This window comes from Eubacterium coprostanoligenes (assembly GCF_900167205.1).
Taxonomy (GTDB): domain Bacteria; phylum Bacillota; class Clostridia; order Oscillospirales; family Acutalibacteraceae; genus Eubacterium_R; species Eubacterium_R coprostanoligenes.
The window spans coordinates 37,375-61,374 of sequence record NZ_FUWW01000010.1 but is presented as its reverse complement, the minus strand read 5'-3'; the positions used below and the strand labels follow the sequence as shown (position 1 = coordinate 61,374).

Below are 24,000 nucleotides of genomic sequence, written 5' to 3'. Positions count from 1 at the left end.
CACAAGAAAAAACCGCAGACAATCGTTTGCGGTTTTAGTGTATTTAGACTATTGTTTATTTCCAAGTTTGGATAATTTCAGGGTGAGCAAAAATCTCATCAAGTTTGTTGAAGAACGGAACAATATCTCCGTAATCAAGTGCTCTGTGGTCCATGCAAATTGAAAGAGGCATAACTGTGCCAACCTTTATTTCACCGTCAACAACAATAGGTTTTTGCTGTGATGAATTGATTGCAATGGCAACAACCTGTGGCGGAATGATCTCGAGCAATGTGCAACTGCCTCTGAAATCACGCTTGATTGAGCCGAGATTTGAAATTGTGATTGTGCCTTGTTCAATATCATGCTTTGTAAGTCTTTCGGTTGTTGGAATAGAATAATAATCCTTCTTTGCCTGACCCGAAAGAGTTTTTACTTTATGCTTGCCTGTCTTTGAACCGTAAAGACGGCGAATAGCCTGAAGAACCTTGCCCTGCTTCAAGCCTTGAAGAGTGTTGTCGAGTGACACCTCATACATAACTTCGTTGAGGTCGGTATTGCTTGCTCTGCGCAAGCTGTCATGAATAGCGGCAGTCATTTCCGTGAGAGTTTTGTTGCCCATATCGTGCATATTGAGTGTCATCATTTCACCGTTTGGCAAAAGTGCCGGCATAGAAACATCAACATGGTCAAATTCGTGGAGGCAACCACGAACAAGTTTGCGGTTGAATTCAAGGTGAGCATTCATCTTTGGGGCAACCTTAAGTCCCTCGCAAATAACCTTCATCATAACAGTGTTGATAGTGATTTTCTTTGATTTGTCAGTACAGCCTTCGTTAAGCTTTTTACACTCCGCAAGAAAAGCAGTAACCTCAGGCTCATAAACCAACCCTGCATGTGGAATTTCTTCCCAACTTTGAGCGGTCATATTCGACACAATTTTTCTTGCAATGCCGAAATGAGTAGATTTGGAAATTGCCATTTTATCCTCCTTATAAGTCCTTTTAGTTTTTTCCACAAAAGTTATGTATATTTTATCACAAAAAACACAAAAAAACAATATAGCACAAATAAATTTTACAAAAACTTTACGCTTATCTGCGCTATATTTTACATTACTTTTTTGAAATCAACTTGTCTATTTTCTGTTCAATAGTGGAATGGAATTCTTCTCTTTTTGTTTGAATTATCTCCGCAATGGTATCCTTAAAACTTTTCATTTCCTCATCTGTGAACGGAGTTTCGGAAAAACGCTTTTGATATTCTTCCATAAGATACGGTCTGAAAGACGGATGTGCAATACGAATAAGAGCCTTGGAACGCTCCTTGAGAGTTTTGCCCTTAAGTTGTGCAATGCCGTATTCCGTTACAACATAATTGACATCATTTCTTGGAGTTGTGACAGCACTGCCCTCTGTGATGAGCGGAACAATGCGTGAAACCGTGCCGTGCTTTGCAGTTGACGGCATAGCGATGATTGAACGACCGCCCTTTGACATTGTTGCACCTCTTACAAAGTCAACCTGACCGCCTACCGCAGAAAACTGCGAAAGACCGATTGTGTCGGACACAACTTGTCCCAAAAGGTCAATCTGCAAGCAAGAATTGATAGACACCATATTGTCATTTTTAGCAATTTCAATAGGGTTGTTTACATAATCAATCGGATGTAGTTCAACCGATGGATTATCATTGATATAATCGCATAGAATTTTTGAACCAAATGCCGCACCAAGCACTGTTCTGCCGACATTAGTTTGCTTTTTCTTATTGTTAATAACACCGCTTTCAAGCAACGGAACAACGCCGTCACCAACAAGTTCGCTGTGAAGTCCGAGATCTTTTTTATCTGTAAGCTGGACGCATACGGCATTTGGAATTCCACCGATACCAAGTTGCAAACAATCACCGTCATTGATAAGAGAAGCACAGTTTTTGCCTATTTCCATATCAATTGCACTTGGCTCACCGCTAACAACTTCAGGAAGTTCCTCATCGAACTCAACAAAGCAAGTGAAATCACGAACATGCTTTATGCTGTTGCCAAAGGTACGAGGCATACACTTGTTGACCTGTGCAATAACGACTTCGCAATAATCGGTTGTACCCTTTGTGTAGTCAACAGTTGTGCCAAACGAAACATAACCGTGTTCATCCGGAGGTGAAACCATAACTATCGACACTCTCGGGCAAATATAATTTTGAATAATATCAGGAATTTCATAAAAATGAGAGGTGGTGAATTCGCTGTCACCGCTGTTGATTCCTGCTCGTGTGGACTTTGACGCAAAAAGAGTGTTGAGTTTTATATGCCCCTTGAATTCTCGCATAGACCACGGGCTTTCAATAAGAGTAAGCATTGTTACAATTTCAACATCTTTGTAGTCCTTGTAATGAGCTGCCAACGCACGCTCAATATGTATAGGTTCGCCACAAGCAAAACCTGTTACGACCTTGTCACCGTCATGAATTAGCTTGATAGCCTCCTCTGCGGTGGTAAGCTTTGATTGATATATCTCCTGCCAAGTCATATCATTATCAGCTCCCTCTTTATAGTTTGTTCTAATAAATGATACAATATTTGAAAAAATTCGTCAATAAATAGTTGAACGAACAGCCTATATTTGTTATTATTGTATATATTGATATACGAAAACTGTGCAAATTCACCATTTTGTATAATTGCCTGTTTTGATTTGAAAGGAAACAAAAAATATGGAAATCAAGGTAGACAAATACGGCAGTGCCAACTGCTTTTCAGTGCCTCTTACGGAAGCTATAAAAGATTTGAATGACGGCGATACCCTCGTTTTTGAAAACAAGGAATATCACCTTTTTAAAGATTTCAGCCAGGAGCGTTATATTCATTTTACAAACACAGACAGTTTCAAAAATCCAAAAAAATACTTTGGAATGTTTATTGAGAACAAAAAGAACTTTAACATTGAGGGCAACGGTGCAACACTTGTTATCCACGGTGACATATGCTCATTAGGAATGATTAACTGCCAAAATGTAAACATCAACAATTTGACAATCCGCTATGCAAGTCCAAACTGCTCGGAACTTAAAGTAATCGAGAAAAAAGGCAAGACATACAAATTCTCACTTCCGAGTTCACAGCTTTGGTACATAGACGACACAAAGAAGAACACAGTTGTTTTCTTTGAACAAAGCCCATACACAAAGAAGAATTATTGGGAGTTCAGAAACGATGAAAACTCATACAACGGTGTATACCACGGTGCAGACGGCAACACTGTATACCGTATTCCAAACCAAAAGGGTGTTTTCTCCGGCATCAAATCAATGAAGCGTTTAAGTGCAACCGAACTTGAAATAAAGTACAGAGTAAACAAGTTCTTCAAGGTTGGCGACATTCTCACAAACCAAACAAACAAGAACAGAAACACCTGCGGTATATTCTTTGGCGAATGTGCAAATGTTAAAAGCACAAACATCACCGTAAACTATATGGCAGGATTTGCCTGGCTCTCTCAAATGTGTGAAAATATGAGCTTTGACCACATCACATTTAAGGGTGACAAAGACCACATTGTATCATCATTTGCCGACCTCATCCATATTTGCGGATGCAAGGGTGATGTCACAATCACAAACAGCTATTTTTCACACGCACACGATGACTGCATCAACATTCACGGCTCATTTATGAGATTCAAAGAAAAGGTTGACGACCACACAGCAGTTTTTGAATTTGTGCACAATCAGCAAGGCGGTCACAAAAACTTCTATCCGGGCGACAAGGCAAAATTCTACCGTCGTACAAATCTCAACGAACTTCCGGGTGACTTCACAGTTAAGGCTGTTGTTGATGACCTTGAGGGCAAAACCTGCAAGGTAACATTCAACGAAACACTTCCGCAAAACATCGGCGAAAAGCATCTTCATCAATCAAATATTGTTATTGAAAACAAGACCTACTGTCCAAATGTTGAAATCAGCGATTGTGTATTCACCGCTATTCCGACAAGAGATATTCTCTGCACAACATCGGGCAAGGTCAGAATTCATCACAACATTTTCAAGCACAGTCAAATGGCTCATATTTTCATCAGTGACGACTCAATGTTTTGGTACGAAAGCGGTCCTGTAAGAGATGTTGAGATATATGAAAACAAGTTTTTGCTTTCACCATCTATTTATTCAAAATGCCCTGCTATTCTCATCAAGCCAATCACATTTGGCAAAATGAACAGCAAGGTGCACGAAAACATCACAATCCGCAGCAACTACTTCCTTGTTGGCAGAGATGTGCCAATCAGAGCAAAGGGCGTTACAAACCTTGACATTTACAGCAACACATTTAACGGTTCATCAAGGGTTGTGACCTCTTGTTGCAAAAAAAGCAAATAAAATAGCAAAACAAAATCGAAAGGAGGATACACCTTGACAGAAAAAGAATTGCGAAAAAAAGCAATGGCATTGCCACTCAATCCCGGCGTGTATATTATGAAAAACAAGGACAAAAAAATAATATACATCGGCAAGGCAAAGGCTCTCAAAAACCGTGTTTCTTCCTACTTCGGCTCGCACACAAATCATTCACTCAAGGTAATAAGAATGGTTGAAAATGTTGATGATTTTGACTACATTTTGTGCGACACAGAATTCGAAGCTCTTGTGCTTGAATGTTCGCTCATCAAACAGCACACACCAAAATACAACATTCTTTTAAAAGACGACAAGGGCTACAACTACATCAAAATCACAAAAGAAGAATTCCCAAAAATCAGCGAAGCAAAACAAGTGCTTGATGACGGAGCAACATACATCGGTCCGTTTGTTTCTAACTTCTCGGTAAAAAATGCGGTTGAAGAAACTTTGAGAATATTCAAACTTCCGCAATGCAACAAGAAATTCCCAAAGGACTACAACAAATCCCGTCCGTGCCTGAACGGATTTATGGGCATTTGTTCCGCACCGTGCAACGGCAGAATATCCAAGGAGGATTATCAAGCCTCAATCAACGATGCAATAGCTTTTTTAAAGGGCGGAGCAATCAAATCCGTTGAGGATATGGAAAAGCGAATGTACGAATATTCCGAAGCGATGGAATTTGAAAAAGCCGCAAAACTCCGAGATAGAATAAAGGCAATCCGCAACCTTGAAGAAAAGCAAAAAGTAGTGTCAATCAATGTTCCGGAAGAGGATGTTTTTGCACTTGTCAACTCCAACAAAAAGGCTTGTTTTGAGGTTATTCGTTTCAAATTCGGCAAACTTGTTGACAGCGAGCACTGGATAATTGACAGCGTTGACGACCTTGCGGAAGCACGATTTGACTTGATTGAAAGATATTATTCTATGCGTTCAGACATTCCCGGCAGAATAGCCGTTGACGGTGATATACTTGAAGAAGAACTTTTGCACGAATATCTTGAAAGTCAGCGTGGCAAGAAGCTTGAATTCATACATCCGCAAAAGGGCGAGCATCTGTCGATTGTTAACCTATGCATCAAAAATGCAAACGAACACCTTGCACAAAACCAAGGCAGACTCGGAAAGGAATTTGCCGCACTTGAAGAACTTGCGGAACTTTTGGGTTTGCCGAAGCCTCCCGAATATATTGAATCCTACGATATTTCGCACACATTCGGCGCAGACAATGTTGCGGGAATGGTTGTGTTCCACAACGGCAGACCGATGAAAAAAGCATACAAGAGATTTGCCATAAAAGGCTTTGACGGGCAAAACGATGTCGGCTCAATGAACGAAATTTTGGAACGCAGATTCAAGCATTACTACGAAGACGATGACGAAAGTACATTTAAAATTTTGCCTGATTTAATTTTGCTTGACGGCGGTCAACCGCAGGTCAACGCTGTGCTCCCGGTTATTGCAAAAATGAACATTGATGTGCCTGTCTTTGGTATGGTCAAGGACAACAAGCACAGAACAAGAGCAATAGCATATGACGGTGGCGAAATCGAAATAAATTCGCACAGAAGTGCATTCACCCTTGTGTCACGCATACAAGAAGAGGTGCACAGATTTGCAATCACCTACCACCACAAAAAACACCAAAAATCATCGTTTACCTCCTCCCTGCTAAAGATTGACGGCATAGGAGAAAAAAAGGCGAAAGCACTTATGAAGCAGTTTAAAACAATTTCTGCAATCAAAGAAGCAAGCGTTGAGGAACTTTCAGAGGTTAGCGGAATATCGAAAGCAAACGCAGAAAGTGTCTATCAATATTACAGAAATGATTAAAATACAAAAGAAAACTTGACGAAAAGCAGTTGTATCTGTATAATATAATAGTAAAAAATTAAGGAAATGTTTTTATGAAGGTAATTACAGGCTCTTTAAGAGGACGAAATCTTGAAACCTTGAGCGGTGACGAAGTCACAAGACCAACAACACAAGCCACAAAAGAAGCGCTGTTCAGCTCTATTCAATTTGAGATAGAGAACAGAAAAGTGCTTGACCTTTTTGCAGGCTCGGGTCAGCTCGGAATCGAGGCACTCTCACGAGGAGCAAGAGTGTGCACCTTTGTTGAAAGCAACAGAAGCGCATACAAAATCATCGAGGGCAACCTCGAAAGATGCAGAATTGCCGACAAAGCCAATTTGGTTTTTTCGGAAGCAAAGAGCTTTTTGATGAAAAAAGACAACTTTGACATTGCATTTTTAGACCCGCCGTATCACCAAAATCTTGTTGTGGATTGCTTGCCAAGCCTTACAAACCTTATGAGCGAGGACGGCGTGATTATTTGCGAAACTGCCAAAGACGAGGAGCTTCCGCAAGAAGTTAATTCTTGGCAAATCTCAAAGCAAAAAAAATATGGCAAGACATTGCTCACCTATTACAGAAAGGGTTAGCGAAAATGAAGATTGCAATTTGTCCGGGAAGTTTTGATCCCGTAACCCTTGGACACCTTGACATTATTGAGCGAGCAGCCGAATTATTTGATGAAGTTATCGTTTTGGTAATGAGCAACAAGTCAAAAAAGACATCACTGTTTACTATTGAGGAACGCATTGACCTGCTAAAAAGGACAGTACATTCCAAAAATGTAAAAATTGATACATACGACGGTCTTTTGGTTAACTATGCAGAACAAAAAGGCGCAGTCGCAATTGTTAAGGGCTTGCGTGCTATGTCGGATTTTGAATACGAATTCCAGCAGGCGCTTACAAACAAATCACTTTACCCAAAGGTTGAAACTATATTTTTAACTTCTGAAGGCAAAAATATGTTTTTGTCATCAAGTATGGTAAAAGAGGTTTGTACCCTCGGAGGGGATATTTCTTCATTCGTTCCGAAAGAAATAATAAACGATATTTATAAAAGATGCAAAGGAGATCAACAAAATGACTAATACCGATATTTTACTTGAAGATCTTGAGGATGTGCTTGATGACGCTACATCCATTCCGCTTTCTAAAAAGTGTGCTGTTGATGTTGATAAAATAAAGACTATTATTGAGGACATCAGACTCAACACACCGCAGGAAACAAAGCAGGCAAAGGCTATTGTTGACTCAAGAAACACAATTCTTGAAGAGGCAAAGAAAGAAGCTGCAGAGATCATCAAGAAGGCACAGGAAGAAGCAAGAGAGCTTGTTGCCAAGGATGAAATCACAAAGACTGCACAGGCTGAAGCTGCCGACATCATTGCAAAGGCAAATGAGCAAGGCAAGCAGATGGTAACCGAGTCTCAAAACCAAGCAAGCGAGATTTTGAGCAACGCAACAACACAGGCAAACGAGATGGTTACATCAGCTCAAAACAAGTCAAGAGAGATGCTCACAGCTGTTAACAACTATGCAGACGACACTCTCCTTTCAATTGACGATGCACTCTACAAGGCACTTACAGACGTTCGCAGAATCCGTCAGGGTATCTCAAACGCACAGCACAAAGAGGGCTAATCCAAAACGAAACAAAGCGGTAAAGACAAAAATCTTTACCGCTTTTATTTTTTATCTATCAAGCAAAATAAAAAACGGTACAACAATCAAAATCGTACCGTTTTGTTATTGTAGAATTAGTCGTTAAAACCGCTCTTTACAAGTGCTACAAGACCTTCTACTGCTTCTTCCTCATCAGAGCCGTCTGCAATAATTCTAATGTCTGTGCCACCCATAATGCCGAGTGAAAGAACGCCCAAAAGTGACTTTGCGTTAACTCTTCTCTCTTCCTTTTCTACCCAGATTGATGACTTAAATTCGTTAGCCTTTTGGATAAAGAAGGTTGCAGGACGAGCATGCAAGCCAACCTGATTTTCAACAGTTACATCTTTTACGAACATAATATTACCTCTCAACTAATCTTAAAACATAGCAGTATTTCACTACTTAATTATTTAACTTTACAATGGTATTATATCACTATTTTTGCAATCGTCAACTTAAAAAAACAAACTTCGTTTATCTACTTAATTATAGCCAACAAAAAATCACTTTATTTGTGCAGATTTAACAAAAACTTTAGCTATGTTTTTCATTTGCTTTAAGTTCTGAAAGATACAATTTATCCTTCTTTGAAAGCTCTGCATTTTCGAGCATATCGGGTCTGCGTTCAAAAGTTCTTTTGATAGACTGTTGTCTGCGCCAAGCATCAACATTTTGATGATGTCCGGAAAGCAAAACCTCCGGCACTTCCCTACCGTTCCACTCGGCAGGATGGGTGTATTGCGGATATTCCAAAAGCGAGTTAAAATGGCTTTCGTCCTCAAAACATTCATCATCCGAAAGAACACCCGGAAGCATACGGGAAATGCTGTCTGCAACGATGAGAGCGGGCAATTCACCACCGGTGAGAACATAGTCGCCTATTGAGATTTCCTCCGGCTGAAGTTCCTCTATTACACGCTCGTCAATGCCCTCATAATGACCGCACAAAATGGCTATATTATCCATCTGTGCAAGTTCCTTGACTCTGTCTTGAGTGAGAGTTTTGCCTTGCGGAGTCATATACAAAAGGTGCGGTTTTGCCCCTATTTCATCACAAATAGCATTAAAACAATCATATATAGGCTGTGGTGCCATAATCATACCCATTCCGCCGCCATAAGGCTTGTCGTCTACTCTGCGGTGCTTATCCTTGGTATAATCACGGATGTCAACGGTGTTAATTTCCACCTTGCCTGCATTTCTTGCTCTGCCGATAATACTTTCACCGAGCACGCTATCGCACATATCGGTGAAAAGCGTCATTATATCAATCCTCATCAAAAAGTCCTTTCATCGGTTTTATGCGAACAGTCTGATTTTCTGTGTCAATCTCAACAACAACATCATCAATGGCCGGAATCAAAGTGTGCTTGCCGTTCCGTTCAACATCATAAATATCACTTGCGCCGTAATTGAGGACATCTGTAATTTTGCCGTATTCCTCGTTTGTGTCAACATCAACAACGGCACAGCCGATAATATCTGCCAAATAATGAGCATCGTCATCAATAACGGCATCGTCCCTGTTGCAGTACAAAACCTTGTTTTTCAGTTCTTCTGCCGAGTCAATAGTTGTGATTTCGGCAAATTTAAGAATAGCGACATTCTTTTGCTGACGAGCCGACAAGAGAGTTAACGGCTTTTTGCCCTCATCATCAAGATACACTGTTTTCAACTGCTTGATGTAGTCAATATCATCGCACCACATAAGCATTTTTACTTCACCACGCAAGCCATGAGTGTTATTTATTTTTCCTATTTCCAAATACTGTTTCATTTTATCACCGATATTAATATAACATAAGTTTTTATGTTATGCAAACAAATTATACAAAAGAAAAACCCCGTGTTTTGCACGGGATTTTAGGATTAATCAATTTCGATTGATATTTTTGCATCATTGCGGGTAGCTGCGGCACGCATTACAACACGGATAGCCTTGGCTATTCTGCCCTGCTTGCCTATAACTCTGCCCATATCACCCTCTGCAACATGAAGATGATAAACTGTTACGCCTTCTTCGTTTGGCTCGTCAATATCAACGGAAACTTTGGTTGGATCATCAACAAGACCCTTTGTAATGGATATCAACAATTCCTCCAAAGAAAACACCTCCTACTATAATCTTGTTTTGATGCAAGATTAAAGAATGCCTTCTTTTTTGAGAATTGACTTAACTGTGTCAGTTGGCTGAGCACCGTTTGCAATCCACTTCTTAGCTTTATCAGCGTCAATCTTAATTTCAGCCGGGTCAACCATTGTGTTGTATGTTCCGATTTCTTCGATGAAACGACCGTCACGAGGATATCTTGAATCTGCAACTACTACACGATAGAAAGGAGCCTTCTTTGCACCCATTCTGCGAAGTCTGATTTTTACTGCCATTTTTCTTACCTCCAAATATATAGTTATAATTATCAACCAAATTTATAAAAAACTTAATTGGGTTAATACGATTTGTTAAAATCCGAACGGATTATTGTTGCCACCTGTTTGACCCATCATTTTTTGAGCCATTTCAGGATTTTGTTGCATCAAGCGACGCATCTTTTTGCTAACCTTTGGTCCTTTGCGACCGCCGACCTGCTTAACCATCTTTTGCATTTGCTTGAACTGTGTCATAAGTTTGTTGACATCTTCAATGCTTGTGCCCGAACCTGCCGCAATACGGCGTTTGCGAGATGGATTGATAATTTCAGGATTTGCTCGTTCTTGCTTTGTCATTGAGTAAATGATACATCTCAAACGGTCAAATGCCCTTTCGTCTATATCTTCATCTTTAATTTGCTTGCCGATACCCGGAATCATCTTGATTGTGTCCTTAAGTGAACCCATACGCTCGATTTGCTCAAACTGATCAAGCAAGTCATTAAAGTCGAATTTGTTTTTTGCGAGTTTCTTTTCAAGCTCTGCCGCTTTCTTTTCATCAAGAGCCATTTCGGCTTTTTCGATAAACGAAAGCACATCGCCCATACCGAGAATACGGGACGCCATTCTTGCCGGATGGAAAACCTCAAGATTTTCAAGTTTTTCGCCTGTGCCGACAAATTTGATTGGCTTGCCTGTTACGGCACGAACAGAAAGCGCCGCACCGCCTCGGGTGTCACCGTCAAGCTTTGTGAGAATAACGCCGTCAATACCGAGCGACTCATTAAAGCTCTTTGCAACATTTACTGCGTCCTGACCTGTCATTGCGTCAATAACGAGCAAAATCTCATTTGGGTGAACCGTTGAGCGAATATTCTGAAGCTCCTCCATAAGAGCTTCATCAATATGCAAACGACCTGCGGTATCTATGATAACATAGTCGTAGCCGTGGTCTTTAGCATGCTTTACAGCCTCCTCGGCAATGTTGACAGGATTGATTGTGCCCATTTCAAACACAGGAACATCAATCTGTGAGCCGACAACCTGAAGCTGTTTGATAGCAGCCGGACGATAAACGTCACAGGCTACAAGAAGCGGTCTGTGACCGTCTTTTTTAAGTTTAAGGGCAAGTTTGCCGGAATGAGTTGTTTTACCCGAACCTTGCAAACCGCACATCATAAGAACAGTTGGTGGGTGTTTTGCGATAGAAAGACGGGATTCTGTGCCACCCATAAGTTCGGTGAGTTCCTCGTTAACTATCTTGATAACCATCTGACCCGGTGTCAGATTTTCCATAACATCGTCACCGATAGCACGCTCGGTAACTTTGTTGGTGAATTCTTTTGCTACCTTGTAGTTTACATCGGCTTCGAGAAGTGCAAGTCGCACCTCACGCATAGCTTCCTTAACATCTGCCTCGGTAAGTTTACCCTTGGCACGAAGTTTTTTAAATGAATTTTCAAGGCGTTCGCTGAGTCCTTCAAATGCCAAGTAATCACATCCTATTTAGATATTCACACAGAGCCTTAATTTTTGCGACATTATCATTGATATCCTTTGACACATTTGTGGTGAGGTTGAAATCATAGATTTGATCCGCACACTCGCTGATGTCATTCAGGCATTTGGTAAGCTCCGAGCTTTTCTTTGCAAAGCCAAGCTTGTTTTCCAAATCAATAAGAGTGTTTTCTGCCCTTTTGATAGCGTCACGCACACCCTGACGGGTGATATTTTCGTTCTCTGCGATTTCTGACAAAGAGAGGTCGTCGTTATAATAGAAGTCAATAAAGCTTCTCTGCTTTTCTGTTAAGCATTCACCGTAAAAATCCAAAAGGTACGAAATCTCAAGATTTTTAGCCATACGAACCCTCCCTGTAAAGTATTTTGCCTTTGTAAAGTATTTGTTCTTTACAGCAATGATATTATACATAAAGCACGCCCCAATGTCAAGAGAAAATTTTTGTTTTTTATATTGCATTTAGCGCTTTAATGTGCTAATATGTTAAAAGGTGATAAGAATGAATGATTTATGGAAAAACAATTTGAGAAATATTGAGCCGTACACACCTGGTGAACAAAGCAAGGACAAGGATATTGTGAAGATTAACGCAAACGAAAATCCATATCCCCCATCACCCAAAGCTGTTGAGGCTCTGAAAAATTTTGACACGGACAAACTGCGATTTTATCCGCAGGCAGACAGTATGCCGTTGAAGCAGGCTATTGCAAATTTCTACGGTGTTGAGGCAAAAAATGTTTTTGTCGGCAACGGCTCGGACGATGTTTTGGCACTTGCGTTTCAGTCGTTTTTCAACAGCGACAAGCCTATTGCTTTCCCCGACATCACATACAGTTTTTATCCTGTTTGGTGCAGTCTTTTCAACATTGAATACACGAACCCGAAACTTGATGAGAATTTCAGAATTAACGCCGATGACTACAAGGCAGAAAACGGCGGTGTAGTTATTCCGAACCCGAACGCCCCGACTTCGCTCGGCGAGAGCACGGAATTTGTGGAGAAGATCCTCAACTTCAATCAAGACTGCGTTGTTATCATTGACGAGGCGTATTGTGATTTTGGCGGTGAAACAAGCGTACCGCTCACAAAGAAATACGAAAACCTGCTTGTTACAGGCACATTTTCAAAATCGAGAAGCCTTGCGGGAATAAGAATCGGTTTTGCAATCGGCAGTGAAACGCTGATAAACACCCTTGAAGCGGTGAAGAACAGCTACAATTCATACACGGTTGACGCACTTTCAATAGCAATTGGTGTTGAAGCGATGAACGATGTTGAATACTTCAACCAAACCGTTGCAATGATTAAAGCGACAAGGCAGAGAGTTACCGATGAATTGAGGTCACTCGGCTTTGAGGTTCTTGATTCTCAAACAAACTTTATTATGGCAACGAATGACAAGCTCGACATCAAAGATATGTTTGAGTACCTAAAGACGAAAAAGATATTTATCAGATACTTCAACCAGCCGAGAATCAACAAATATGTGCGTATAACTATCGGCACAGACGAAGAAATGGACAAATTCCTGCAAGGAGTCAAGGATTATATCGAGCAATAAAAAAGCCTCACGGATGCAAAAGCGTATCCGTGAGGTTAAATTATTTTAAAAACATTGTAAGCAAAAGAATAATAACGAGAATAACTGCGATTGTAACAAACGCTTTGACAATACGGGTTACGGCATCAAAAGTATTGGTTGGGCAAAGTTGCATAATGATATACTTGAGCGGATTGTCCACTTTTCTGCCGACAATATCTTTATAACGCATATCATAGGTTTCAATATGTCCGTCAGTGAAAAGGTCGATAACTCTTGTACCTCTGTCCATACCCGGACCGTAAACATTGAAGCCTGCGCCTTGAGTGTAGCCAACATCTACGCCGTTGATTTCGCCGTTAAAGGAATTATTGTGGTCGTGACCGAAGTAAATACCCTTTACATCGCCTTTTTCGCACATAGCGTCAAATTCTCCGCTGTTAACCTGTGGGTCGGCAGGAGATTCTTTCATAAACGCTTCCTTGTTTACCCTATCCTTTTTGAGTACAAAGTATTCGCCCTCGTGAGTTCTGAATCCTCTTACAGAGCCACGCTTTGTGAAATTAACCTTTTTGAGCAGGTCAAAGACCTCGCACACAGGAATATGCTGAATAACAACGCTCGGCACAACCTTGCCGAGTTTTTGCTCATAGCTGTCACGAATTGCTCGATACCAATCAATCTGATTTTCGTGCACACAGTCATAGCCTACCTTGAGATTGCTGTGGCTGTCGATTGTATAAAGCAGGAACTTAACTTCATCGCCGTCCTTAATCTCGAAGCAATGGTTGCCGACTCCGTCAACACCGTCATCACTTTCACCGACAAAGCCCTCAAAGGTTTTGTAAATCTCAAACTGCTCCTCGTTTGTAAGTCCGACCTGTCTGTCGTGATTGCCGAAACATATTGCAAAAGGAATTTTGCGTTTTACAACAGGCTCAACAAGAATTGAGAGCACCTCTTTTACCTTATTGGCATCTCCCTTAAAACTGTGCTTACCCCAAATTTGGTCACCACTGTAAATAACCAAATCCGGTTGACTTCTGTCGAGAGAAGCCTCAATAAGTTTGATTGTATCTGAATTAACCTTTGCGCCCTCTTGGGTGTCGGCTATCATAAGTATTCTGAATTTTCCGTTATTAAATTTTAATGTCATATAATCACCAAAAATAATAATAACATAAATAAAAACAAAGTGCAATTATATAGTCAAAAATTATGCTAATATGTAGGTTTTTTTGGAAAATTTGTTAAACTTGACAAAAAAGGCAACAATTTATTGAACACAAAAATTACCTGTGATATAATCATTTTGACAAAAAATAAACGAAGGAATAAAAGATGAAATCGTTTTTTGAAAAAGTGAAAATATCACAGATGTCCGATTCGTTCATAACAGCAATATTTGTTGTGCTTTCAGGCGGATTTCAAGATGCCTACACATATATGTGCAGAGATAAGGTTTTTGCAAACGCTCAAACGGGAAACATTGTTTTGATGAGTTCACACCTCTTTCAAGGCGAATTCAAAAGTTGTGTGAGATATTTGGTGCCGTTAATATCATTTATGGTGGGCACATATGTTGCGGAGCATGTACATTACTATTTCAAATATCTTGAAAAAATACACTGGCGACAAATCATTATTCTTTGCGAAATTGTGCTTTTGTTTTCTGTTGGGTTCATTTCACAAAAACACAACGCACTTGCAAATGCTCTTGTTTCATTTGTATGCGCAATGCAGGTGCAAACATTCCACAAGGTTCGTGGCCAGGTTTACGCATCCACAATGTGCATAGGAAATATGAGAAGTGCAATTGTTTCGCTGTTTGCATATTTTCAGTACAAGGACAAAAAAATCAGAGAAAAGGCAATTGTATATTTCAGCGTTATCGGCGTGTTTGCAATCGGTGCGGGTCTCGGCAGTGTTATAACAAAGCAACTCGGTGTAAAAGCAATTTGGGTATGCTGTGCATTGCTGACAATCAGTTTCTTTATGATGTTCATTGATTTGGAACTCAACGAAAAACGAAACAGCAAGAACGGCAGAAAGAGCAAAGAAGAAATCAAGCAAAAAGAACCGAACACCAACCCCCAAAAAACAAACACACATATGGATTAAAAAACAACAGTGCTTCCCCTAAACAGAGGAAGCACTTAATTTTATATTTTATTCACCGAGTTTTGCGAGTTCATCACGGAATGATTCGGCAGAATCGAATTCCTTATAAACCGATGCAAAACGAACATAGGCAACTTCGTCAATTTCCTTGAGCTTTTCCATAATAAGCTCACCGATACGAGATGAAGAAACCTCACGGTCAACCGATGACTGAAGCTGTGCCTCAATTTCATCAATCTTTTCATCAAGTTCTGCAACGGTAACCTTACGCTTTTCGCAGGCACGAAGCATACCCTTGAGAATTTTATTTCTGTCAAAAACTTCTCTTGACCTATCTTTTTTGATTACAATAACAGGAACATCCTCTATGGTTTCATAGGTGGTGAACCTTTTTGAACACTGAATACACTCTCTGCGGCGGCGAATACGCTCATTTTCGTCGGTCGGTCGAGAATCGATAACCTTGCTTTCGGTATAACCGCAAAACGGACATTTCATAGCATTTTCCTCCAATGCAACAGTTGTTTCTTATTGAATAATTGCTATTATACCACAACATATAGAAAAATGCAAGAAAAACAACAAATCTATATATAGTTTATGTTATGCTTTTTTGAGCGAGTTATCCTTGTTATTGTATATAAACATCCAAACTGCCATGGCAATGATGATTGTGTAGCCCACTACGGATAGGGTGTCGGGCACTTGATGACCGAGGAAAAAGTAGCCTTCAATAGCAGTAAAGATGATATTTGAATAATCGAAAATTGAGATTTCGCTACTCGGAGCGAAGCCGTATGCGGCGGTAATTCCGAACTGACCGCCTGCGGCACAAAGACCTACAAGCATAAGATACAAGAACTGTTTACCCGTCATTGGAGAATAATTAAAAATCAGATAAGGCGCTGTGACAGCAACCGAAAACAGGGAGAAGAAGAATACTGTAAATCTGCCGTTTTCGCCCTTATTTGCCATATGGCGAACGCAAGTATATGCTGCACCGGCACTGAGTCCGCCCACAAAACCGGCAATTGACGGCACAATCTCAATGTTTGACATTGTAGGCTTGATAACGAACATTGCACCAACAAAGGCTACAATAATCGCAACCGCCTGTTTTGGCTTAACCTTTTCTTTGAGAAAAATTGCGGAGAACAGAAGCGTTGCAAACGGCGAAAGTTTGTTGAGCATTGCCGCATCTGCCGTGTGTGCCATATGGGTTGTAGCATAAAAATTGCCGAACACTCCCAAAAGACCCACGCTTGAACGCAAAAAATGATATTTTAGACATCCTTTTGTAGGTTTAAACGGTTCGTGATTTTTCAGCAAAACCGCCGAAGCGAAAAAAAGAGCAACAAGATTGCGGAAAAACACCTTCTGCGGAACAGGAACATCCCCCGAAAGATTGATAAACGAACTCATTCCGCTGAAGCATAATGCGGAAAAGAGTATACATAAAATTCCCTTTGTCTTGTTGCTTAACTTATTCATAATTTAATACTGTCCAAATACTGTTTGCTAAAGGCTAATTCATTCATAACATCATAGCCTTTTGAATAAATCTCTATCACATATCCACCTTTATAATCGGCATCGTTCATCATTTGGAACAAACGCTTGAAATCGAAAGTTCCCCTACCCGGAGGCATACAATCAACCTCGGGAGTATTGTCACTCAAATGAATATGTGTGATTTCATTTTTAAATTCATCGGCAACATAAAACGGGTCGTAACCGCTGCGGATAGCCTGCTTTACATCAAATACCATATGAAAATCATCGCCGAGATAATCTCTCATTCTTTTAAGGAAATCAACACTTTGACTTCTGAATCGAACAACATTTTCCTGACAAACATTGACGCCCTCTTTTTTGCCGAGTTCAACAAGAGAAGCGAAGCGGTCGAAATAGAATTCCTCGCTCATATTTCTCTTTTGAACGGCAACCGAACCGTGAATAACAACATTCTTTGCACCGAGGAGAGCGGCAGCGTGAAAATGCTTTTGATACAGACTGATAAAATCGTCATATCTACGCTCATATTCGGCAAAGATGCAGTTACTTTCAAGTGCTGATGAAAACGGATGAACCGACAAAACCTTTGCTCCGTGGTCGTCCGTATTTTTGCGAAGTTGCTTTACAAACGGCTCCTCAAGCTCTGAAGAAGTGTTGAAAAACACCTCTGTTTGCTTGAATCCGAGAGATAAAACATTATCAAGCGACTTTTCCGTTACCAACGGAAAGAAGCAGGATGATGAAGCACCTACTTGCATTAGCCCACCAACTTTTCTATTGCCGCAAGTTTTACGCTTGTGCAAAGGATTTGTGTTGCAAGATCAAGTTCTGCAACAGGAGGAAGTGACGGAGCAATACGGATGTTGCTGTTGTTAGGGTCATCACCGTACGGATAAGTTGCGCCGACTGTTGTAAGAGTTACTCCTGCTTCCTTGCAAAGCTCGCCGACCCTCTTTGCAGTGCCGTTCATAACATCAAGGCTGATGAAATATCCGCCCTTTGGATCGAGCCATTCAGCGATACCCAAACCGCCAAGTTCATTTTCAAGATGTTCAATAACCATATCGAACTTTGGCTTCATAATAGCTGCGTGCTTCTTCATATGAGCAAGAAGTCCGTCAACATTGCCAAAGAACTTTACATGGCGAAGTTGATTCATCTTGTCATAGCTGATTGTTTCGCAGTTGAGTCTTTTCTTGATTTGTGCAATATTTGCATCACTTGCAGCAAGTGCAGAAACACCTGCGCCAGGGAAAGTCATCTTTGAAGTTGAGCAAACCTCAATAACCATATCCTCGTTATCGCCCAAAACATCAAAGATGTTGAGAAGTGTGTCGCCCTCGTCCTTAATATCGTGAACACAATATGCGTTATCCCAAACGATTCTAAAGTCCTTTGCGGCAGGCTTAAGTGCGGCAATACGGCGAACTGTGTCATCAGAGAAAGTGATGCCCTGTGGGTTTGAATACTTTGGCACGCAGAACATACCCTTTACGGCTTCATCCTTTACAAGCTCTTCGATAACATCCATATCAGGACCTTCGCTTGTCATAGGAACATTAATCATTTTAATGCCGAAGTGCTCCAAAATTGTGAAGTGTCTGTCATAACCCGGAACAGGACAAAGGAATTTAACCTCGTCAAGTTTGCACCAAGGAGTTGAACCGAGAACGCCCTCGCAATAGCACTGGCAGATATAGTCATACATAAGGTTCAAAGAAGCTGACGGACCGATGATGATATTCTTTGCTTCAACACCGAGCAAATCGGCAAAAAGTTGCTTACAGCTCTTGATACCGTCAAGAAGTCCGTAGTTACGAACATCAAAACCGTCCTCTGTATAATCAATAGGCTTGAGCATATCCATTGAAAGGTCAAGTTGTTCCTTTGACGGCTTACCCCTTGACATATCAAGATTAAGACCCATTGCCTTAAATTCATCAAACTTTTTAAGGAGAGTTTCTTTTTCTGCAAGAAGTTCCTCTTTTGTCATATTTCTGTATTCAGACATAAAAATTCCTCACTATATTTAAATTACTGAAATATTTTATCACAAAATCAGACAACATTCAATATACCATAAATATAAAAGAGCATCCAAAATGCCTTATTTTTTGGTAAATGTACCTATAAAAGTACTATTGCATTTATGTATATTGTATGATAAAATATAAGTACAATAAATTTTAAGGAGGAATTATCATGGCAGGTATGACATATGAATCAATCGTGTCAGCTACCAGAACAAAATTCTACAACGCAGATGTTTCAAACGTACAAGGTACAATGGCTTTTCAGATTAACATTGAAGGCAAAGCAGTCAACGGCATTTTTTACATAGAAATAAAAGACGGTCAGGTACATGTTGAGCCTTATGAATATTATGACAGAAATGCTATTATTCACATCAACGGCACAAACTGGATCAAGCTCATCAACGGCAAACTCAACCCTGTTGTTGCATTCACAACCGGCAAACTCACAGTTGACGGCGACGTAAATGCGGCACTTGAGATGACAAAGTTCTTGGGCTAAAAAAGCCACATAATCAAACACGGCTTCCCTTTTGATATAAAGGGAGGCTTTTTATTTATAAAAAAAGTAATTAGGCGAACACAGTTCGTCCCTACGGTGTTCATATCCTTTTAAGCGACAATAAGACAATACATTCTGCAAACCACATCGAAATTCAGTGTGGTTTTTTCAATTGTAACACTTCCGTGCGATTTTCATAGTATGAGTTAGAAAACACGAAAGGAGGTCGCACAATGGGTTGTTGCAATAATTGCGGATGCGGTAATTCTTCTTGGGTAATTATCCTTATCATCATCCTTCTTTTATGTGGCGGTTTCAACAACAACGACTGCGGTTGCGGTTGTAACTAACGGCTGAGTACACAAAGAGGCTACGGAAATCCGTAGCCTCGATTTTTGTTTTATGATTTTATTTTATGAAGCAAGTGCTCCGACAAGCATCATATAGTCGCCGATTTGAACACCAAATTCAGGACCGCCGTCCATAATGAGTTGCTTTTCAGCAGTCATCTTGAACATATCGCCTGTGCCGAGAAGAATCATAAGAGCAGATTTTGGACAGTCGAACTTCATATTGAAGAACGGCTTTGCTCTCTTGTACTCGCCTCTGCCGGCTCTCGACTTACCTGCCTTGATACGAATATACGCTGTACATTCAGGATGGCCGATAACCTCCCATTGATAGCAACGGTCAGGTGATTTAAGTGCCCATTCGTGAATGTCAGGATGTCCGAGCTTATTAAGCTGTGAGATACCCGATGAAAGCAAGTAGAAATAGAGCTTGCAAAGAAGAATTGCGGTTGGCTCATCAACGCTGTCAGGGTCCTTGATGCCCAAAAGTGATGACATCTTGAGGAGAACCTGCATAAACTTCAAGAACTTGCCGAAATTCTTAATTCTCAAAGCAGGGAGAAGGTTTGCAACCTTGCCCTTCATAAATTCATTCATCTTTTCCATTGACGGAAAAGCAAGCTCTGCATCAATCTTCTTCTGTCCGAGATATTCACCGAGCTTAACAGTCCATTCACCGTTTTCGATAATAAAGTGAACAGCCTCAACATCTTCCGCATTTACCCTTGCGGAAACTTGATAAATTGCGTCCACGCCCTCAAACTTCTTTTTGAGTTCAGGAACATCGGTAGCAATAGTCTTTAAAAGTGGCATTGCGCCCGCCATAAAGACTTTATTTGTGTAGCGAACCTCATCGCTTGGCATAATAATACACTCCTTTCGGTTAGATAACAATTGAGATTGGTGAATTTTCTTTAGAACTCATCATCCCAAGCATCGTCTGCCTCAAAATCAGCGTGCATCATTTCCTGAATTGTTTCTGCGATACCGTTTGCATCAATCTTTGCCATAGCAAGAAGGTCTTCCTGCAAGCCGATTGTTGAGAATGCGTCTTGGTGACCGAGCATCTTGAATGCACAAGCCTTACCTGAAGAAGCAACAACCTCTGCAACAGCTGAGCCCAAACCACCCATAACTTCGTGGTCCTCAACAGTGATGATACGGCGAGTATCTGAAATTGCTGAAAGAACAGCCTCTTTATCAATAGGCTTGATTGTGTGCATATTAAGAACACGAACTGAAAGACCGCCGTCTGATGCAGCGATACGAGCAGCCTGCATAGCCTCGAATACACATGAACCGCAAGCGATAACAGTGATGTCTGTACCTTCGTTCATAACAGAAGCCTTATCCCAAACGAAGTTGCACTCCTCAGGGCTCTTATAGATAACCTGGTCGAAACCTCTGTTGATACGAATATAAACAGGACCCTCAATATCATAAGCAGCCTTAACTGCATTGTATGTTTCTGCACCGTCACAAGGGCAAATAACAGTCATGTGAGGCAAAGTTCTCATACAAGCCATATCAATAAGTGCATGGTGAGTTGAACCTGCCTGACCGAATGATGTACCTGCGTGAGTTGCAATCATCTTTACAGGAACATTTTGATAGCAAATGTCTGTATGGATTTGGTCAAGAGATCTTGCTGCGGTGAAAATAGCAAATGTTGAAGCAAAAGGAATCAATCCGTTTTTAGCCATACCTGCTGCTACACCGAACATATTTTGCTCTGCGATACCTACATTGAAGAATCTATCCGGGAACTTTTCACCGAACATTCCGATTTTTGTTGATTTTGCAAGGTCGGCTGTAAGAGCGACAACATCCTTATGTTCTTCACCGAGCTCACAAAGAGCGATACCGTAGCATTCTGCTGTTGACAGCTTTGTTGTATCTGTCATTGTATAAGACATACCACCCATATCTTACGCCTCCTTTTCTACACGAGCACAACGCTCTGCCAAATATTTGTCAAGTGATGCATATGCTTTTGCAAGTTTTTCATCATCAAGTGAACCGTAGTGCCACTTGTAGTCATCCTGCATAAAGTCAACGCCGGCACCCTTAAATGTGTCCATAATAATAGCTGTCGGCTTGTCACCGCCATCCTGATGATTCTTGATAGCAGCTTCGATAGCGTCGTTGAGTTCCTTCATATTATGACCGTCAACACGGAAAACATTGAAGCCGAAAGCCTCGAACTTCTTATCAAGAGGTTCAACCTTCATTTCATCATCAACACGACCGTCAATCATACACTTGTTGTTATCGGCAAAAACAACAACATTTGAAAGTTTGAACTGTGCGGCACTCATTGCAGCCTCCCAGTTTGAACCCTCGTTGAGCTCGCCGTCACCGGTAAGAACATAGTTCATATAGTCAATGCCGTTTACTCTGCCTGCAAGTGCAAAACCTACTGCAAGAGAAAGGCCGTGACCAAGTGAACCGGTTGAGCAGTCTACACCTTTAACCTTGTTGCAGTCCATATGCATACCGATTTTTGCACCGGTAAGGTTGAAGATTTTAAGTTCTTCTTCAGGCATAAAACCGCAATCAACAAGCACAGGAGCGTAGCCTACTGCACAGTGACCCTTTGAGAGAACAAAACGGTCTCTGTCCGGCATATCCGGATTTTGAGGATCAATCTTCATAAAACGATTGTAGAGAATTGTCATACAATCCATTGCAGATAACGAGCCGCCTACATGTCCCGAACCGCCCCATACGGCAGTCTGCAAACAGTAGCGTCTTAAAAAGTCAGCCTTTTTTTCAAGGCGGAGCCATTCTTCTTTATCGAATGGCACATAATTTGCTGGCATAAAAATACCCCTTTCTTTTATTAAAATAATTTACTCCAAAAATTATTTAATTCAAATTACTTAAGACCCAACTCCGGGTGTCTTGCAGCAACAACGCCGAAAGCATCTTCTGCAATATCAACAGCGAGCTTGATGTCCTCATCTGTTACGGCAGCGTTCATGAAGTGGTTGTGGTGAGAAGCAAGGAACAAACCTCTGCTTACACATTCAGCAATCCACTCCTGATGAAGCATAAGGCTGTCATCGTTTGCGATACGGAGATAGAAAAGTGCAGGCTCACCTGAAACCTTAAGGTTGAAGCCGTGCTCCTTACCTGCGGCAACAAGACCGTCACAAAGGAGTGTACCCTTTTCTCTGAACATCTTAGGTGTATCAAGTCTCTTCATCTTTGGAATACAAGCAAGACAAGCAGCGAATGGCTCGGCACTCATCCAATATGAACCTGTATATACAACTGATGAAGCAGTATTTTTCATATGCTCCTGACCGCATACAGCAGACATATTGTAGCCGTTTGCAAGTGCTTTACAGAAACAGATAAGGTCTGCCTTAAAGCCATAGTAATGGTCAGAACCGGCAAGGTCAAGACGGAAACCTGTACGAACATCGTCGATGATAAGAACCATACCGTGATCGTCACAGAACTTACGAACCTTTGCCCACTGCTCTTTGGTTGCAGTTGTGTTATCAAAGAAGTTACCGTGGTCATATGGCTGTGCGATAAGACCTGCGAAATCGCCGTTTGCCTCATCATATGCCTTTTGCATAGCGTCCATATCAAACCAAGGAACAACAACATTGTTTTCTACTTCTTCAGGGAGAATACCCGGATAGTCAGCCTTTTGTGCCCACTGGAAGTCACCGTGATAGTAGCCCTTGAAGAACATCATCTTCTTTTTGCCTGTATGTGCTCTTGCACACATTACAGAGAAAGTTGTTGCGTCAGAGCCGTTCTTCATAAAGAATGCCCAATCTGCTGTTGCAACAGTATCCTTGAGGAGTTCGGCACACTCTACCATCTTATATGACGGAGAAGTTGTGCAGTTGCCCTGCTTGAGCTGTGCCATAGCGGCTGCGTCTACATCCTCATCACAATAGCCAAGAACATTTGGACCGTAAGCACACATAAAGTCAAGATACTTATTGCCGTCTACATCCCAAAAATATGTGCCCTTTGCGTGATCTGACATCAAAGGCCATTTTGTGATTGGGAGGAACAAGCCTTCAGACGGACCAAGGTGACCGTAAACACCTGAAGGAATTGCGTTGAGGGCTCTGTTGAACCACTCTTGTGATTTTTCGTGTTTATATTCAGGGAATTTGCTCATTATAC

General features: G+C 41.0%; 26 protein-coding genes. 8 read left to right on the top strand and 18 right to left on the bottom strand.

What is annotated here, in order from left to right; all coding sequences use genetic code 11:
* Positions 1–55: 55 nt before the first annotated feature.
* Together B5D29_RS05455 and B5D29_RS05450 are read right to left on the bottom strand one after the other, a co-directional pair.
* Complete coding sequence (locus tag B5D29_RS05455) at positions 56–961, bottom strand: 2-oxo acid dehydrogenase subunit E2 (RefSeq protein ID WP_078768570.1); 906 nt, start codon at positions 959–961, stop codon at positions 56–58.
* A 133-nt stretch (positions 962–1,094) separates the two neighbouring features.
* Entirely contained in the window at positions 1,095–2,510 is a 1,416-nt protein-coding gene (locus tag B5D29_RS05450; RefSeq protein ID WP_078768569.1) for an acetyl-CoA hydrolase/transferase family protein, read from the bottom strand.
* A 184-nt stretch (positions 2,511–2,694) separates the two neighbouring features.
* Between B5D29_RS05450 and B5D29_RS05445 the strand changes: the two genes are divergently transcribed.
* The 5 genes from B5D29_RS05445 to B5D29_RS05425 all read left to right on the top strand — a co-directional run bounded on the left by B5D29_RS05445 (position 2,695) and on the right by B5D29_RS05425 (position 7,874).
* On the top strand, positions 2,695–4,356 hold the full coding sequence (locus B5D29_RS05445; RefSeq protein WP_078768568.1) for an alpha-1,3-galactosidase-related protein: 1,662 nt from the start codon (positions 2,695–2,697) through the stop codon (positions 4,354–4,356).
* 33 nt (positions 4,357–4,389) lie between these two features.
* A complete protein-coding gene (uvrC, locus tag B5D29_RS05440; protein ID WP_242941752.1) occupies positions 4,390–6,210 on the top strand; it encodes an excinuclease ABC subunit UvrC in 1,821 nt (606 codons plus the stop codon).
* 74 nt (positions 6,211–6,284) lie between these two features.
* The gene (gene rsmD / locus B5D29_RS05435; protein WP_078768567.1) at positions 6,285–6,821 is read left to right on the top strand and encodes a 16S rRNA (guanine(966)-N(2))-methyltransferase RsmD; all 537 of its coding nucleotides are present in this window, start codon (positions 6,285–6,287) and stop codon (positions 6,819–6,821) included.
* Positions 6,822–6,826: 5 nt separating this feature from the next.
* Complete coding sequence (gene coaD / locus B5D29_RS05430) at positions 6,827–7,321, top strand: pantetheine-phosphate adenylyltransferase (RefSeq protein ID WP_078768566.1); 495 nt, start codon at positions 6,827–6,829, stop codon at positions 7,319–7,321.
* Entirely contained in the window at positions 7,314–7,874 is a 561-nt protein-coding gene (locus tag B5D29_RS05425; protein ID WP_078768565.1) for an ATP synthase subunit B family protein, read from the top strand. The genes coaD and B5D29_RS05425 overlap by 8 nt, the downstream gene beginning before the upstream one ends.
* Before the next feature lie 116 nt (positions 7,875–7,990).
* Here the strand turns inward: B5D29_RS05425 and B5D29_RS05420 are convergent, their stop codons facing one another.
* The 7 genes from B5D29_RS05420 to ylxM all read right to left on the bottom strand — a co-directional run bounded on the left by B5D29_RS05420 (position 7,991) and on the right by ylxM (position 12,126).
* Positions 7,991–8,254 carry an HPr family phosphocarrier protein gene (locus tag B5D29_RS05420; RefSeq protein ID WP_078768564.1) on the bottom strand — a complete coding sequence of 88 codons (264 nt, stop codon included), beginning with the start codon at positions 8,252–8,254 and terminating at the stop codon, positions 7,991–7,993.
* Between the two features lie 178 nt (positions 8,255–8,432).
* A complete protein-coding gene (gene trmD / locus B5D29_RS05415; RefSeq protein WP_078768563.1) occupies positions 8,433–9,176 on the bottom strand; it encodes a tRNA (guanosine(37)-N1)-methyltransferase TrmD in 744 nt (247 codons plus the stop codon).
* On the bottom strand, positions 9,166–9,675 hold the full coding sequence (gene rimM, locus B5D29_RS05410) for a ribosome maturation factor RimM (protein ID WP_078768562.1): 510 nt from the start codon (positions 9,673–9,675) through the stop codon (positions 9,166–9,168). The genes trmD and rimM overlap by 11 nt, the downstream gene beginning before the upstream one ends.
* Before the next feature lie 92 nt (positions 9,676–9,767).
* Complete coding sequence (locus B5D29_RS05405; RefSeq protein WP_078768561.1) at positions 9,768–10,001, bottom strand: KH domain-containing protein; 234 nt, start codon at positions 9,999–10,001, stop codon at positions 9,768–9,770.
* 39 nt (positions 10,002–10,040) lie between these two features.
* Entirely contained in the window at positions 10,041–10,283 is a 243-nt protein-coding gene (rpsP, locus tag B5D29_RS05400) for a 30S ribosomal protein S16 (RefSeq protein WP_078768560.1), read from the bottom strand.
* Between the two features lie 75 nt (positions 10,284–10,358).
* Positions 10,359–11,756: a signal recognition particle protein gene (gene ffh, locus B5D29_RS05395; protein ID WP_078768559.1), complete on the bottom strand. Its 1,398-nt coding sequence runs from the start codon at positions 11,754–11,756 to the stop codon at positions 10,359–10,361.
* A 4-nt stretch (positions 11,757–11,760) separates the two neighbouring features.
* Positions 11,761–12,126, bottom strand: coding sequence for a YlxM family DNA-binding protein (gene ylxM, locus B5D29_RS05390; RefSeq protein WP_078768558.1), 366 nt, complete (start codon positions 12,124–12,126; stop codon positions 11,761–11,763).
* A 157-nt stretch (positions 12,127–12,283) separates the two neighbouring features.
* Here ylxM and hisC point away from each other — a divergent pair, with 157 nt between their 5' ends.
* Positions 12,284–13,345 carry a histidinol-phosphate transaminase gene (gene hisC / locus B5D29_RS05385; protein WP_078768557.1) on the top strand — a complete coding sequence of 354 codons (1,062 nt, stop codon included), beginning with the start codon at positions 12,284–12,286 and terminating at the stop codon, positions 13,343–13,345.
* A gap of 40 nt (positions 13,346–13,385) precedes the next feature.
* Here the strand turns inward: hisC and B5D29_RS05380 are convergent, their stop codons facing one another.
* A complete protein-coding gene (locus B5D29_RS05380) occupies positions 13,386–14,480 on the bottom strand; it encodes a metallophosphoesterase family protein (RefSeq protein WP_078768556.1) in 1,095 nt (364 codons plus the stop codon).
* 185 nt (positions 14,481–14,665) lie between these two features.
* Between B5D29_RS05380 and B5D29_RS05375 the strand changes: the two genes are divergently transcribed.
* Positions 14,666–15,445 (top strand): YoaK family protein, encoded by a 780-nt coding sequence (locus tag B5D29_RS05375; RefSeq protein WP_242941751.1) that lies wholly within the window; start codon positions 14,666–14,668, stop codon positions 15,443–15,445.
* A 48-nt stretch (positions 15,446–15,493) separates the two neighbouring features.
* Here B5D29_RS05375 and nrdR read toward each other — a convergent pair whose 3' ends face one another.
* The 4 genes from nrdR to B5D29_RS05355 form a co-directional block, all read right to left on the bottom strand.
* Entirely contained in the window at positions 15,494–15,943 is a 450-nt protein-coding gene (gene nrdR / locus B5D29_RS05370) for a transcriptional regulator NrdR (RefSeq protein WP_078768555.1), read from the bottom strand.
* Between the two features lie 105 nt (positions 15,944–16,048).
* Positions 16,049–16,936: a DMT family transporter gene (locus B5D29_RS05365; protein ID WP_078768554.1), complete on the bottom strand. Its 888-nt coding sequence runs from the start codon at positions 16,934–16,936 to the stop codon at positions 16,049–16,051.
* On the bottom strand, positions 16,933–17,718 hold the full coding sequence (locus tag B5D29_RS05360; protein WP_078768553.1) for a sugar phosphate isomerase/epimerase family protein: 786 nt from the start codon (positions 17,716–17,718) through the stop codon (positions 16,933–16,935). The genes B5D29_RS05365 and B5D29_RS05360 overlap by 4 nt, the downstream gene beginning before the upstream one ends.
* A complete protein-coding gene (locus B5D29_RS05355) occupies positions 17,718–18,971 on the bottom strand; it encodes an aspartate aminotransferase type Ic (protein WP_078768552.1) in 1,254 nt (417 codons plus the stop codon). The genes B5D29_RS05360 and B5D29_RS05355 overlap by 1 nt, the downstream gene beginning before the upstream one ends.
* Before the next feature lie 191 nt (positions 18,972–19,162).
* Here B5D29_RS05355 and B5D29_RS05350 point away from each other — a divergent pair, with 191 nt between their 5' ends.
* Positions 19,163–19,495 (top strand): SCP2 sterol-binding domain-containing protein, encoded by a 333-nt coding sequence (locus B5D29_RS05350; protein ID WP_242941750.1) that lies wholly within the window; start codon positions 19,163–19,165, stop codon positions 19,493–19,495.
* A 413-nt stretch (positions 19,496–19,908) separates the two neighbouring features.
* Here the strand turns inward: B5D29_RS05350 and B5D29_RS05345 are convergent, their stop codons facing one another.
* The 4 genes from B5D29_RS05345 to B5D29_RS05330 are packed head-to-tail and all read right to left on the bottom strand — an operon-like array spanning position 19,909 to position 23,995.
* Positions 19,909–20,709, bottom strand: coding sequence for a hypothetical protein (locus tag B5D29_RS05345; RefSeq protein WP_078768551.1), 801 nt, complete (start codon positions 20,707–20,709; stop codon positions 19,909–19,911).
* Positions 20,710–20,759: 50 nt separating this feature from the next.
* On the bottom strand, positions 20,760–21,770 hold the full coding sequence (locus tag B5D29_RS05340; protein WP_078768550.1) for a transketolase family protein: 1,011 nt from the start codon (positions 21,768–21,770) through the stop codon (positions 20,760–20,762).
* 3 nt (positions 21,771–21,773) lie between these two features.
* Complete coding sequence (locus B5D29_RS05335; protein WP_078768549.1) at positions 21,774–22,667, bottom strand: transketolase; 894 nt, start codon at positions 22,665–22,667, stop codon at positions 21,774–21,776.
* Between the two features lie 56 nt (positions 22,668–22,723).
* Positions 22,724–23,995, bottom strand: coding sequence for an aminotransferase class III-fold pyridoxal phosphate-dependent enzyme (locus B5D29_RS05330; protein ID WP_078768548.1), 1,272 nt, complete (start codon positions 23,993–23,995; stop codon positions 22,724–22,726).
* Positions 23,996–24,000 lie beyond the last annotated feature (5 nt).